The following is an 11,119-nucleotide window of genomic DNA, read 5'->3' on the forward strand; positions in this document are numbered from 1 at the left end:
TTCTATATGTAGTAATCATAATGTAGATTATGCCGCCTATGGCCATCTTGGCGACGGTAATATGCATGTAACTATCTATATAGAAAAAGAAAATCCCAAATGGCATGAAATTATTGAAGGCGCCTGTCTGGAAGTCTATGAACTTGTAAAAAACCTCGGCGGAACTTTGACCGGAGAGCACGGTGTGGGCCTTAAAAGGGTCAAGTATATCCCATTTTTTCTCGATGAGGCTCAAATAGACCTTATACGCAGGGTAAAGCTTGCGTTTGATCCAAATAACATCCTTAATCCAGGGAAGATCGTTCCATGGGATTAAAAAAGACCCGCTGAATCAGAGAGGCAGCCCAAAGCTCAGGCTTTGGACTGCCTTATGGTGAGATCTCACTTTTCCATTCCTTAAATCTATTGACGGCAACGTAAACTAAAGGTTGGGTTTGCAGCGTGCCAGCAGATATGCATCTATATAGCCGCCATCGTCGGATATTGCCCAGTCTTTCGCTATGCCTTCGACTTTGAACCCCGTTGACTTGCAGAGTTTGAGCGCTGGTATGTTCTCTGTTGCGATCTTCGCCTCGACGCGCTCAAGTAAGAGCTCTTTATCGGCTAGTTCAAGAGCCGATAACATGAGAGCTTTCCCTATCCCCTGTCCCTGCCACTTGATGCCGACCATTGTCTCGAGCGTTGCCAGCCTGCGGAAATATATCTGCGGGTCGACGCGCAGCAGGAGTACCGCGCATATCTCTGTAGGCGGGGTCTCGGTCTCAAGAACCAGCATGTGGTCAAACCCGGTGAGTTTAACAATAAGATTCTCCGCATCGGCAAAATTGATACTGGATATGTCCATGTTTTTGCTCACTGTAATATCTGTACTGATTTCACGTATCTGTGCGGCGTCCTCTTTTTTTACAGGTCTGATTATCATTGGGAAACCCCTTTTTTGTTTATGCGGCCAAGAAGATATTCGTCGACAAATCTGCCGTCTTTTACTGCCGCGTGCTTTCTCGTCGCCTCTATCCTGAAATCGCATTTTTTATAGAGTTCGATTGCCGCCGTGTTGTCGATGAGCACAAGCAGTTCCAGTCTGTGAAGTTTCAAGACATTGTCGGCTTCGTCCAACAGCCGGCCCATCAGAGCGCTACCTATCCCTCTGCCCTGAAAATCTCTGTCGACCATTATTGAGAGTGTCGCACTATGACTGCGGCGGGAACTTTTATTTTTCAGCATTGTAGCCATTCCGACTAATTCGTCATTTTCTACTGCGACGAAAGCCCTGTCGTCACTGCTGAGTGATTTAAGAAAATCAATGGTTACTTGGAGCCTTTCGCTCGACAGTGCAAGGACTTCTTCTCTTACTCCGTCCTGTCTTCTGATGCGAGATATGTCATCCGCATCTTCAATTTTAACCGGCCTTATTTCCAAAATTACGTCGCCTCCAAATGTATGGTTACGTTTAATTCCAGCTGGATCTATTTTACATGAGACTTGCTCAAAATTAACATCGATAAGTATTCTCTTCTTGACATAATAAACTTGCAGTCTATACTTTATAGCAGTTTTAAATTAAGGTTGTTGTAAATATCATAATATACGGAGGCGTTGTATAATGATGATAGGAAAGAAAATGGAAGAAAGCATTAACAGCCAGATACAGGCGGAATTTGACTCATCTTATCTTTATCTGTCTATGGCTGCATGGTTTGAGAATCAGGATCTGCCTGGCTGCTCCCATTGGATGAAAAAACAGGCCGAAGAGGAATCTAAGCATGGGATGAAGTTCTACGAGTACCTGGTTTCCCGCGGGGGACGAGTGGTACTTAAGGCGATCAGTGCCCCCAAGAGTGAATGGGAGAGCGCAACGAATGTTTTTGCTGATGTTCTGGCACATGAAGAGAAGGTTACGTCTCTTATTTATAAAATGGCAGAGCTCGCGGAAAAAGAGAAAGATTATGCAACAATGAGTATGCTAAACTGGTTCATAGACGAACAGGTCGAAGAAGAAGAGAACGCAAGGGCAATTCTCAATAAGTTACATAAACTTGGGGAGATCCCTATCTCTCTCAGCATGCTTGACAGGGAACTGGGAATGAGAGCATAACTGACATAGAGTTCGCTTGATATTCAGGGCATCTGCGGATGCCTTTTTTTATGTTGTGAATATATTGTTGGACCATGGGGGAGTCAGCATGGATAATAAAATAGAAATGAAGTCACTGTTCAGTATGACCTATGGTATGTACATAGTCAGCACAGCCGTTGAAGGGAAACTCAACGGTCAGGTCGCCAATGCGGTAATGCAGATCACGGGTGACCCTGTATGTGTCACGACATGCCTCAATAAAGCGAACCTTACTGCGGAGATGATCGGCAAAAGCGGATTTTTCTCAGTTTCTATCCTTGAGATCGATGTCCCTATGACGTTTATCGGACAGTTTGGCTTCAAATCTGGGCGAGACATCAACAAGTTTGAAAACGTAAATTTTTTAATCGGAGAGACTGGCGCACCGATGGTTACGGACTGGTCAATAGGGACTTTTGAAGCAAAGGTGCTGCACACGATGGAGCTTCCGACACACGTCCTCTTTGTAGGAGAGGTTATTTCCTGCAAGTTTCTAAAAGAGGCGACGCCTTTGACTTATGCTGATTATCATCTCATAAAGAAAGGCAAGTCACCCAAAACAGCCCCGACCTTTGGGTTTAATACGCTGAAGTAATTTATCGTGGGAGTACTGTCGGACAGGTCGGCTCTTATAGAAAGCCGCAGTGTATTTGAAAAGATTTATGAAGATTATAACAAGCGGATCTATGTCTCACCGGATCCGCTGCAGTTTTTATATAGTTATGAGAATCCTGCTGACAGGGAGATCGTCGCGCTTATAGCGTCTTCTCTCGCCTATGGCAGGGTAGCACAGATACTTAAGAATGTGCGGAAGGTACTCGATGTGCTTGGTCCGGAGCCATCTAAGTATCTGGTCGACGCGGACCGCGGAGATATAGAGTGCGGGCTTGGCTGTTTTGTCCACAGGTTCACGGGTGCCGCCGATATGGCTGGCTTTCTGTGCTGCATAAAAAGAGCTCTATATGAATACGGATCGCTTGAAGAACTTTTTCTCTCATATTACAAGGGAAATACATGGGATGCAGTTGAGGGCTTTGCTTCGAAGCTGACTGAGTGCGGTGGTTATACGGACAGTATATTTCTTCTGCCCCGGCCCTCAAACGGCAGTGCGTGTAAAAGGCTTGCGCTCTTCCTGCGCTGGATGGTGCGCTGCGACGAAGTCGACCCTGGCGGGTGGCGTAATATAACGCCCGATGCTCTTTTTATCCCGCTGGATACTCATATGTTCAATATATGTTCGACATTGGGTCTGTGCAGCCGCAAGAGTGCTAACGGCCGTGCCGCGGCGGAGATAACGGATGCTTTCCGCGTTATCTGCCCGGAGGATCCGGTGCGGTATGATTTTGCGCTCACCCGCTTCGGTATCAGGAGCGACATGACTGTCAAAGACCTTTTTGCAAACTGGCAGAAACAGCCTTATTGAGCGGAACAGGTGTGCAGTAATAACTGAAAGGCTGTGTCGGCAGTAGAAACAAGGTGTAAGTTTTTATTCTGCGATGGGATCATTCAAAGATCAGGCGTCTCAAATGAAGTCTTCATGTATTTTTACGTAAAAGTGACGGATAAAAAATCAGGTACAATGGTATACTCTCAATAAATAAACAAAGAATGGGGGCGGCGGCATGACATCTATTCTCCCTTACTGGGATCAGAACATTGAGCTTGATATCGTACCGTGGATCCCCTATGGGAAGGATTACTCCCCGGTTACGGTAAACAGCCTGTATAGTCCGTTACTGGGCAGCGTTGCGGGGCTTGCATTCGAATTGCAGAGTGAATTTCTTTATCTTCGCAGCTTTCAGGATGGGAACGTAGGGACTATGGTGCGCCAGAATATAATAGACCCGGGACGCAACAAAGGCATAGAGCTCGGATTTACGATGGTATTCACTTATTCCGAGCTGATAGAAAACTCACTGATCCCGCTGATAGTAGAATTTCCCGGACTCAGGGCAGGGCTTACGCTCTGCGGCATATGGAGTGACAATGTGCTGGTGGATGAATGTAAGGTCGTAATGATAGTGAGCGAGGACCCTTTCTTTGATGAAGGTGAATTCTTTAAATCACTGCAGAGATCTTTCCAGAACTTCACAGGAATGAAAAACTCAAACCTTTCGTTTTTTGCCGAGAAGTTTGGTTATCGTCGTTTTTCAATATCATATGAGACCGATAACCTTACGCAGATGAGGATAACTCAGGTTCTGTTTGATATGGAGCTGGATGCGACAAAAGAAGTTCTGGGTCCGGCACCATCCATGAAACTGCCGTTCATTCCAGGCATCCGTTAACAGATAAACAGTTGCGCATCATAATATAATATTTGAGAGAGGATCCTTGGGCAAATTGGCAATATGCTTTAGGAGCCTCTCTCAGCGCAGTATAACTTACCGGCACGTGCAAAGCGGGTTACCTTGTGAACCATGGAAATTTTTCCGCCATGCCAGGTCTGCGTGGGATGCCTTTGGGAGTCTGGGAGATCTTCTCCCATATAAGAAAATATCTTTTTATATCGCCGAGCATATAAGGTAACAGCCGCGGCGAGGAGAGGCCTAGTCCTTTCCATTTGTTCCCTACTGCTTCGATCTCTTCAACAACGCGAGGGCCTTTGAACGCTATGGCCTTGCCCTTGAGCCTTACAAATGGCGAGAGGTACTCAGCGAGCACTCCGGCTGCACACACCGCTCTTGCGGCTGCGATGTGGAATTTTTCGCGATGCTCTTTTGCATAGTCTTCTGAGCGTGCGCATGCGACGGTTACGTTTTTCAGCCCCATTGCTGCGGCTATCTTTTCCACTAGAGCGCACTTGCGTGTGATACTGTCGAGCAGGGTAAAGCTCACGCCGGGACGGCAGATTGCCCATACAATGCCGGGGAGCCCGCCTCCTGTGCCCACATCAATGATCCGTCCTTCTCTAGGAAGAAGCGGAAGCGCAGATGCGCAGTCGAGCACATGGTCATTCCAGAGGAGATCTTCCTGGGAAGGTCCGGTCAAACGGGCAAATTCATTTGCGGCAGAAAGCAAACTTGTATAGCGGCGCAGTTCTTCTTCGTTTTCTTTGACTTCGTCCGCTGCTGATTCTTTGAAATTTTCATTTTCCATAAAAAAACACTCCAGACATTGGGGATAATTAATAATATACGAGTGTATAATAACCCAATAAGTCAACTGATGGGAGGCCAAGGGGTGGAATCCTTTGAAAACGGCACTAAAACTTGTAATGGTGCAATAAACATTATAGATCTTCAGGGGACATGGAGAGAGATGGGCCGGCAGTACGGTGCCCTGATGGCTCTTGAGCTTAAGGATCTTTACGAAAGGGCGATATGCGGCAGGCTTGTAGAGGACTGTGGTTTTGACCCTGAAGGCATGAAGGACAGGGCACAGAAGTTTTACGCGAATTTTCCGTTTAGGTTCAAGGAGATTTTCCGCGGAATGTCCGAGACATCCGGCCTGACACTTGAAAAGCTACAGCTTGTTAATGCGGTTGAACTGCTCGCAGTTACTGCCCTTACGTTGCCTCAGTGCACCGGCATTGCGGCATGGGGAGATTATGCCGCTGATACCCTTGTGTATGGCCGCAATTACGATTACCTGCCGTGGTTCAGGGAGTTCGGCAATGATATAGTGATAGCTGTCTATCATCCCGCGGATGGTTCTTTATCTACGGCAACTATGGGCTATGCGGGTCAGATATATGCTGTTAACGGCATGAACGAGAAGGGGATTTTTCTGGAACTTAACAACGGGATGCCGTCCGGAGGGGCTCTCTGGTATGACAGCCGTGTCCCTGCCGTAGCAGAGTTGTTCCGGTTTCTTCTTGATGGTGCGTCGCTTGATGAAATAGAGAGTTTCTTCCAGACTACAAAGGCTAACTTCGCTTATATTGTCGGCGTCTCGGATGGGCAGACAGCCCGTTGTTATGAGTGGCCTGTTTTCGAGGTCAAACGCCGTGAATCACATTCGCGTCCGGGGCTTACGGTTCTCAGCAATCATTTTACTGAATTTTCATGGGGACTTCCACGTCCCGATGATAAGACCAACTGGATGACGCGGACGAGACGACAAAACCTTTTGACCCTCGCAAAACATCTTAAGGGCTCTATAGACAGCCGCACAATGATGAAGATTCTGGATACCAGAATAGAAGACCTCGGTGCGACTACGGATATGACTGTATATCAGATGGTGGTGGTTCCGGAAAGGTTCGAGTTATGGTTTAAGATCCCGGACGTTCAGGAATGGACTCAGATAGATATGAAGTCACTGCTTCGTCCACGAGAATAGCAAAAGTTGGAATAATGTCATCTGTCATAGCAGCTTTATAATATCGGGAGCCGGTCATAAGTGCATTGGATATATGCCTATGGTTGGCTTCTTTGTTTTATTTGAATTATTGAGATATCATCTGACCAGGACCTTACGGTCTTTTTCTGGGGGCGTTATGAATTGGGAAAGTATTATATAGGTTTTGACTGCGGCACTATGGGAACAAAGACTGCAATTTACAGGCTTGACTCCACGAGGATCGCGGAGGCCTACCGCGAGAACAGAATATTTTACCCCAATCCCGGCTGGGCTGAGATGGATCCTCGGGGGTTTGTCCAGGCCGTTCGCGAGGGAGTGCGCGAGTGCCTGGAGAAATCGGGCATCAATCCTGCCGAGATCCGCGGCATTTCTGCGAGCGGGATAATCTGCGGCATCGTCGGGATCGATGAGGACTGGAACCCTGTGACTCCGTTCGTACCATACCTTGATAATAGGGCGCGCCAAGAGGCGGACTGGGTCAATGAGCATGTAAAACCGGTATGGCTTGAAGAGAGCGGCAATGTCATAGTAGACGAGTTTATGCCGCCTGTGATTCTGCGCTGGTTTCTGAATAATTACAGCGGTTTCCGTGAAAAAGCTGTCAAGGTCCTTAACAATGGTCCGTTTGTCCTTGGTACGCTGGCAGGACTCAAGGCCGAAGATGCATTCCTGGACTGGGCAACTCTGTCCGGCTGGCTCATAGGCTATAACTCACGCAATAGGGACTGGTCACAGAAACAGATGGAGGCTTTAGGCATTCCTATGGGGATACTGCCTCGCATCGTAAAACCATGGGATGTCATAGGATATCTCTGTAACGAAGAGGCGCATAAAATGGGGCTGCCTTCAGGTATCCCGATATTAGCAGGTGCGGGAGATACTATGCAGTCAGCGCTTGCATCAGGCTTGCTTGAGCCCGGACTCAGCACCGATGTGGCAGGAACCGCGTCTATCTTTGCCGTTGCCGTGCCGGGGATGATTGAAAAAATTTCACGCGCACCAGGCATGATGTTTGCCATGGGCACGCTTGAAGATTCATATTTTTACTGGAGCATGATACGGGCAGGCGGGCTTTCGCTTCGCTGGTTCCGCGACAACGTAGCCGACCGTGCCGGAGATACGTCTTTCTATTCCGAGATGGACGCGCTTGCCGGAGAAGTTCCTGCCGGTTCACGCGGCATACTCTTCTATCCATACCTTCAGGGCGCAGGCCCCGGCCTTCCCGGCGCATGCGGGGCTTTCCTCGGGCTTTACGGCTCAAGCGACAGGGCGGCAATGTGGAGGGCCATACTTGAGGCCATAGCGTTTGAATATGCGCAGATGATCCAGATTTACCGCGAGTGCGGCATGCCGCTGAGCGAGATAATAGGAACGGAAGGCGGAAGCAAAAGCCCTCTGTGGACTCAAATAAAGGCGGATATACTTGGCGGGGCTTACAACATACCTACCCGAAGTGAGGGGGGGCTGATGGCAGATGTCGCTGTCGCCGCTTACGGCGTCGGTGATATCGCAAACCTCAGGGATACGATGAAAGAGTGGGTCACATTCAGGGGGCGTTTTGAGACAGACGCGAAGAACTACAAGCTATATCAGGATATTTTCGCCGAACGCCAGGCGATGCTCGGTTCTCCGCTCAAGACAACTTTTGCCGGACTTGAAAGGATACGCAAGATACTCGGACAGTAAATTCTGAAGCAATCGTATAATGGCCTGAGTCAGACGCACCGCACAATCAAAGGGGAGGGATTTAAATGCCGCAGTACATGCACTTGGGTGTACCGGTGACAAAGCCTCAGCCGAATGAGACTTATTCGCCGGAAATGAAGCTTTTCCTCACAGATCCGAAGGATCATCCATATCAGTGTGTGGATGTTGTTTAAATAAAGTGGATAATTCGTGCCGGGCTTTTCGGTAAAAGGGCATAAAAAGCTGCTTTGGTTGCTTTTTATGCCCTTGACTTTATATGCATATTCTAGGACTATTATGAACAGGTTATTTGAAATCCTTTTAAAGAAAAGAGGTTTTTCTCAGTGAAAAAATTTGACGTGGTTATTATAGGTTTCGGCAAGGGCGGAAGGACATTGGCAGGGGATTTTGCCTCACAGGGCAAGAAAGTTGCGATGATAGAAAAATCCCGGAGGATGTATGGCGGCTCGTGTCCAAACGTAGGATGTGTGCCGACAAAATTTCTTGTCAATCAGTCAGAGATATCTGAGATAAAAGACTTTAAGACCTTTGAGGAAAAGGCTGCATTTTATACCTTTTCTGTGGTTGCGAAGAAGCAGCTCAGGCAAAAATTGCTTGGCAAAATGCAAGGTATGTTCGAAGGTAATCCGAACGTAACTCTTTACACAGGCAAAGGCAGGTTTGTCTCCGCTGCCGAAGTTGAGGTCACCGGCGAGGATTTCAAAGAAGTTATATACGGAGATAAGATAATTATAGATACGGGATCAACCCCCATTATTCCGCCTGTTGACGGGCTGAAGGAGAGCAAACATACATACACAAGCGAAGGGATGCTTGACCTTGAGACGTTGCCTCGCCGGCTTGTCATAATAGGCGGTGGAAATATCGGTCTTGAGTTCGCGTCTTTTTACAGACGTTTCGGTTCAGATGTCACAGTACTGCAGGACCTTGCTGAATTTCTCCCCAATGAGGACGACGATGTGGCAAAGTGTGTAAAAGATGCTATGGATGCCGCCGGAATTAAATTTGAATTCGGTGTGAAAGTCGGATCCGTGAAAGACACGGAGTACGGTTCCGTGGTCACTTACAAGGTCGGAGATGAGAAACGTACCGTAACCGGAGATGCCGTTTTGGTCTCTACGGGAAGAAGACCAAACACAGATGAACTTAATCTCTCTGCTGCTGGAATAACAGTAACTCACGCAGGCGCCGTGGTGACCAACGAGAGACTTCGCACCTCCAATCCGAATATATGGGCTATCGGCGATGTAGTGGGAGGTCCTCAGTTTACATATATTTCTCACGATGACTCCCGCGTCGTGAAATCCGACATGACCGGAGGCGATCTTACTGTCACGAATCGGAGTGTGCCTTACTGTGTGTTTTTATCTCCTTCGCTTTCGAGGGCGGGTCTTACCGAGAAGGCTGCCATTGCAGCGGGATACAAGGTCAGGACAGCTACGATTTTTCCTGCGTCGCTGCCGAGGTGTCATGTGCTCGGCAAGTATACCGGCATGCTTAAAGCTGTCGTCGATGCCGACAGCGGAATGATTCTCGGAGTTTCCCTCTTCTGTGAGGAGTCGCATGAGATGGTCAACTTTGTAAAGATGGCGATGGACTTCAAGATGCCCTATACGGTGCTGCGCGACCACATGTTCACTCATCCTATAATGAGCGAGGCGCTTAACGACCTCTTTGCGGCGATAAAGTAATAGTAATATCAGCTTGTAAGGTATGACGTCAATGTGGGCGCAAAATACCCGCATTGAGGGTATGCATGTTATTTTCTGCCTGTGTTTTCAATAAGGATTGTGTGGATTATGTGTTTTAGTATCTGCCTTAGTATGTGATACGCTCCGTTTTATGCCATCTTTTTAAGCCTGCGGCTCACATCCACTTCCATTAATGTCATGTCCAGAAGCTCTTCCACTCTGACGCCTTCCGCGATTTCCGTCATGACCATGTGTCCGTATGTGTTGCGGATCACGCAGTATTCCGTAACTATCATGTCTGTTACGCCGTGTCCGGTAAGGGGCAGTGTGCATTTTTTTACCAGCTTGCAGATCCCGTCGCTGTTGAAATGGCGTGTAGCTACGTAAACTTTTTTTGCTCCTACGACGATGTCCATTGCCCCGCCCATCCCAGGAATTCTTACCTGCGGTATCATCCAGTTTGCGAGGCTGCCCTCCTGGTCAACCTGCAAAGCGCCAAGGACTGTAGCGTCGATATGTCCGCCGCGCATTATCGCAAAGCTGATATCACAGGATACGAATGCCCCTCCCGGGAGTATTGATATAGGCGATCCCCCTGCGTCTATGACCCTGAGGTCGTAAGGGTCTTTTGCGGGGCCGGCATTTATGACCCCGTTTTCAGTTTGAAGTATAAGTTTTACATCCTTGGGTATGTAGTTCGGAATGAGCTGAGGTATCCCGATGCCAAGATTTACTATGGCTCCGTCTTCGAGCTCTGACGCGATACGTCTTGTTATCCTCTCGCGTGCCTCAGTTTCGCTAAGTTCTGGCAGCATATGGATCATCTCCTTTCAGCACAAGAGAGTCGATGAATATCCCTGGAGTCACAACATTATTGGGATCTATCTCTCCGATAGGAAGTACTTCGTCAACCTCTGCTATGACAATGTCTGCGGCCATAGCTATCGTGGGGTTGAAGTTGCGTCCGGTCCCGTAGTATATGAGGTTGCCTGCGGCGTCGGCCTTATATGCACGTATAAACGCCACGTCAGCACGCAGAGGCAGTTCAAGTATGTATTTTTTTTCGTTGATCTCGATAATTTCCTTGCCTTCCTCATATATTGTGCCGATTCCGGCCGGGGTAAGAAAACCGCCAAGACCTGCTCCTCCTGCCCTTATCCTCTCAACATATGTCCCCATAGGTATCAGCTCTATTTTTATCTCTTTGCTGGCGCAGAGTTCCTGTGCGCGTCTGTTCAGCCCGATGTGGGATGCGATCATAGATCTTATCCTGTTCTTGACTATAAGCTTTGCAACTCCG

General features: G+C 48.0%; 13 protein-coding genes. 8 read left to right on the forward strand and 5 right to left on the reverse strand.

Annotated features, from left to right (window positions below):
• On the forward strand, positions 1 to 316 hold a 316-nt coding region (locus LLF78_04530), incomplete at its 5' end, for an FAD-binding oxidoreductase (GenBank protein ID MCE5201758.1).
• 105 nt (positions 317 to 421) lie between these two features.
• On the opposite strand, the gene LLF78_04535 is transcribed toward LLF78_04530, so the two are convergent.
• Positions 422 to 922, reverse strand: coding sequence for a GNAT family N-acetyltransferase (locus LLF78_04535; protein ID MCE5201759.1), 501 nt, complete (start codon positions 920 to 922; stop codon positions 422 to 424).
• Complete coding sequence (locus LLF78_04540; protein ID MCE5201760.1) at positions 919 to 1,419, reverse strand: GNAT family N-acetyltransferase; 501 nt, start codon at positions 1,417 to 1,419, stop codon at positions 919 to 921. The genes LLF78_04535 and LLF78_04540 overlap by 4 nt, the downstream gene beginning before the upstream one ends.
• Before the next feature lie 184 nt (positions 1,420 to 1,603).
• Between LLF78_04540 and LLF78_04545 the strand changes: the two genes are divergently transcribed.
• The 4 genes from LLF78_04545 (at position 1,604) to LLF78_04560 (ending at position 4,404) form a co-directional block, all read left to right on the forward strand.
• A complete protein-coding gene (locus LLF78_04545) occupies positions 1,604 to 2,095 on the forward strand; it encodes a ferritin (GenBank protein MCE5201761.1) in 492 nt (163 codons plus the stop codon).
• Between the two features lie 88 nt (positions 2,096 to 2,183).
• Positions 2,184 to 2,711: a flavin reductase family protein gene (locus tag LLF78_04550; GenBank protein ID MCE5201762.1), complete on the forward strand. Its 528-nt coding sequence runs from the start codon at positions 2,184 to 2,186 to the stop codon at positions 2,709 to 2,711.
• 6 nt (positions 2,712 to 2,717) lie between these two features.
• The gene (locus LLF78_04555; protein MCE5201763.1) at positions 2,718 to 3,539 is read left to right on the forward strand and encodes a TIGR02757 family protein; all 822 of its coding nucleotides are present in this window, start codon (positions 2,718 to 2,720) and stop codon (positions 3,537 to 3,539) included.
• A 199-nt stretch (positions 3,540 to 3,738) separates the two neighbouring features.
• Positions 3,739 to 4,404 carry a hypothetical protein gene (locus LLF78_04560; GenBank protein MCE5201764.1) on the forward strand — a complete coding sequence of 222 codons (666 nt, stop codon included), beginning with the start codon at positions 3,739 to 3,741 and terminating at the stop codon, positions 4,402 to 4,404.
• A gap of 118 nt (positions 4,405 to 4,522) precedes the next feature.
• Here the strand turns inward: LLF78_04560 and rsmG are convergent, their stop codons facing one another.
• Positions 4,523 to 5,215, reverse strand: a complete 693-nt coding sequence (rsmG, locus tag LLF78_04565) for a 16S rRNA (guanine(527)-N(7))-methyltransferase RsmG (GenBank protein ID MCE5201765.1) — start codon at positions 5,213 to 5,215, stop codon at positions 4,523 to 4,525.
• A gap of 84 nt (positions 5,216 to 5,299) precedes the next feature.
• Here rsmG and LLF78_04570 point away from each other — a divergent pair, with 84 nt between their 5' ends.
• The 3 genes from LLF78_04570 (at position 5,300) to LLF78_04580 (ending at position 9,819) form a co-directional block, all read left to right on the forward strand.
• Positions 5,300 to 6,400, forward strand: coding sequence for a C45 family autoproteolytic acyltransferase/hydrolase (locus LLF78_04570; GenBank protein MCE5201766.1), 1,101 nt, complete (start codon positions 5,300 to 5,302; stop codon positions 6,398 to 6,400).
• Positions 6,401 to 6,562: 162 nt separating this feature from the next.
• Positions 6,563 to 8,107, forward strand: a complete 1,545-nt coding sequence (locus LLF78_04575) for a carbohydrate kinase (GenBank protein ID MCE5201767.1) — start codon at positions 6,563 to 6,565, stop codon at positions 8,105 to 8,107.
• Between the two features lie 344 nt (positions 8,108 to 8,451).
• Entirely contained in the window at positions 8,452 to 9,819 is a 1,368-nt protein-coding gene (locus tag LLF78_04580; GenBank protein ID MCE5201768.1) for an FAD-dependent oxidoreductase, read from the forward strand.
• A 149-nt stretch (positions 9,820 to 9,968) separates the two neighbouring features.
• Here LLF78_04580 and LLF78_04585 read toward each other — a convergent pair whose 3' ends face one another.
• Both LLF78_04585 and LLF78_04590 read right to left on the reverse strand, forming a co-directional pair.
• On the reverse strand, positions 9,969 to 10,634 hold the full coding sequence (locus tag LLF78_04585; GenBank protein ID MCE5201769.1) for a 3-oxoacid CoA-transferase subunit B: 666 nt from the start codon (positions 10,632 to 10,634) through the stop codon (positions 9,969 to 9,971).
• Positions 10,618 to 11,119 (reverse strand): 3-oxoacid CoA-transferase subunit A (locus LLF78_04590; GenBank protein ID MCE5201770.1); only part of this gene is annotated, 502 nt, incomplete at its 5' end. The genes LLF78_04590 and LLF78_04585, both read right to left, overlap by 17 nt.

It is taken from the genome of Synergistaceae bacterium (assembly GCA_021372895.1).
Taxonomy (GTDB): Bacteria; Synergistota; Synergistia; order Synergistales; family Synergistaceae; genus JAJFTP01.